This window comes from Natrinema soli, from assembly GCF_028618695.1.
In genome coordinates this window covers 1-2,218 of record NZ_JAQIVI010000342.1, presented here as the reverse complement: position 1 = coordinate 2,218, position 2,218 = coordinate 1, and the positions used below count along the sequence as shown (strand labels likewise).

Annotated in this window: 2 protein-coding genes and 1 pseudogene; 2 read left to right on the top strand and 1 reads right to left on the bottom strand. The window is 68.3% G+C overall.

Annotated elements, in window-relative coordinates; translation table 11 throughout:
* On the bottom strand, window positions 1–509 hold a 509-nt coding region (locus PGX04_RS19905), incomplete at its 3' end, for an NAD(P)H-hydrate epimerase (RefSeq protein ID WP_273740105.1).
* A gap of 216 nt (window positions 510–725) precedes the next feature.
* On the opposite strand from PGX04_RS19905, the gene PGX04_RS19900 reads away from it, so the two are divergent.
* Together PGX04_RS19900 and PGX04_RS19895 are read left to right on the top strand one after the other, a co-directional pair.
* Window positions 726–1,490: an ABC transporter ATP-binding protein gene (locus PGX04_RS19900; protein WP_273740104.1), complete on the top strand. Its 765-nt coding sequence runs from the start codon at window positions 726–728 to the stop codon at window positions 1,488–1,490.
* Window positions 1,487–2,218: pseudogene (locus tag PGX04_RS19895) on the top strand (hypothetical protein); the annotation flags it as partial. The gene PGX04_RS19900 and the pseudogene PGX04_RS19895, both read left to right, overlap by 4 nt.

The following is a 2,218-nucleotide window of genomic DNA, read 5'->3' as shown; positions in this document are numbered from 1 at the left end:
TCGGCCCGGTTGATCGCCCGCGCCGCGGTCGCCGCCGGTTCCCGAAGGTCGCCGCTGATCCCCGTTCCCAGCATCGCGTCGACGAGCACGTCCGCCTCGTCGAGGTCGAGCGCAGTTGCGTCGGGTTCGAACTCGCTCGAGTCGGTCACCGCTCGCGTATCGTAATCGGACCGCTGCAGGGCGTCCCAGTTCTCGCGAGCGATGTCGGTGCCGATCTGGGCCGCGCGGCCGAGCAGTAGCGTCGTCACCTCGTACTCACGCCCGGAGCGCGATGCGTCCCGGTCTGATCCCGAACTACGTTCGGGACCGTCCAGGAATCGGGCCGCGACGAACGCATCCCCGCCGTTGTTCCCGCGGCCGGCGACGACGAGGACTCGAGCGCCCGGCTCCGCAACGTCCCGAACCGCCCGGGCGACGGCGTGTCCGCTCGACTCCATCAGCTGCTTTCGCGGCACGCCGAGCGCCGCGGCGTTCGCATCGACGGCGGCCATTCGCTCGCCTGTGATCATACGCGAGGGTTCGACCGGCCGACCGTTGAAGATTGCGGACAGCGGGCTGCGCAGCGGTCGGCCTCGAGCGAGTCGTCCGCGACTCGCGTTCGGCTCGAAATCTCGAGTGAGCCGCGTTCGAATCGCGATAACGCCCGAACGGCGTTCGAATCAACAACTCGTCGGTTCCGATACCAGCATTGTTATTATCAATTCGTGAGAATGGTTCGTCGTTCAATGGCTGCAATTCGCGTCAACGGGCTGCAGAAGTCCTACGGATCCGTCGAAGCGGTGGCGGGGATGGAATTTTCCGTCGACCGCGGGGAGCTGTACGGCTTTCTCGGGCCGAACGGTGCCGGCAAGACGACGATCCGGTCGCTGACGGGACAGATTCGACCGGACGCTGGAACGGTACGCGTCCTCGAGACCGATCCGACGACGGAACCGATCGAGACGCGCCGGCGGGTCGGCATCCTGCCGGAACAGGGGTCGCCGCCGAGCTTTCTCACGCCGCGCGAGTACCTCGAGCTCGTCGGTGAGGTGCGCGACCTCCGCCCGGAGCGGGTCGCCGATCAGACCGCGGCGTGGGCCGAGCGACTCGGATTCGAGCGCAAGCTCGACACGCTGCACACCGACCTCTCCCGCGGGCAACAACAGAAGGTGATGATCACGCAGGCGTTCGTCCACGAACCGGACGTGGTCTTCATCGACGAGCCGCTGGCGAACCTCGATCCGCTCGTCCAGGAGCAAGTCAAGCGGTTCCTCGTCTCCTACGCGGCCGGCGACAACGCCGTCTTCGTCTCGACGCACAACATCGACGTCGCCGAGGACATCTGCACCCGCGTCGGCATCGTCGCCGACGGCCGACTCGTCACGGAACGGTCGATCAGCGACGGCGACGCGGGCGACGAATCGCTGCTCGAGCTCTTCCTCGACCGCGTCGAAGGGGCCGACGCACGGGACGTGCCGACGCTCGAGCGGATGGACGGGCCGGACGCATGAGCGGGACCGGAACCGAGCCCGCGGCTGGAGGTGGATCGAACCGAGGCGGTCCGGCTCGGGCGGGTCCGAACAGAACCGATTCGGGGCTCTCGTTCCGACGGCTGCTCGCGATTCTCTTCCGCGAGGAGTGGCGCATGCACACCCAGCTGTTCGGCGGCTGGCGCTTCGCGCTCTTTCCGTTCGTGATCGCGCTGCTCACCGTGGGTGCGACGGTCGCACTCGTCGAGACCGGCACCGCGCCGGGGCCGATCGTGAGCGGCCTTCACGTCCTCGCCCTCGCCTTCGGGCTCTACAGCGGTACCGCCGGCTTCGCCGGCTCCGACATGCTCGAGAACGTCTTCGGACGGCTCTCCTTACTGCTCTCCTCGTCGACGACGCTGCCGCTCTCGCGGCGGCGGTTGCTGGGCGCGTTCCTCCTGAAGGACGCGCTGTTCTACGGCGTCGCGTTCGTGCTGCCGATGGCGCTGGGGAGCGTGGCCCTGGACGGACTGTCGGCCGCGACACCGCTCGCGGTCGGGCTGTTCTGGCTTTCGCTCTTCCTCGTCTTCGCCGTCGGAATGGCCGCCACCGTCGCGCTGATCGCCGTCCGAACCCGGGGCGCGCCGACGTGGATCATCGGGCTGGCGATCGGCCTCGCCGTCGTCGGCGGCTGGGCGATAGGCGGATTCGGTCTCGTTGGGTCCGTTCTCGTTCCGATGCGCGGATCCGCGATCACCGCGGGCGGGCGG

What these genes read in the sequence shown, in the direction of transcription:
- PGX04_RS19900 (WP_273740104.1), top strand. Translation starts at nt 726, where the DNA reads ATGGCTGCAATTCGCGTCAACGGGCTGCAGAAGTCCTACGGATCCGTC.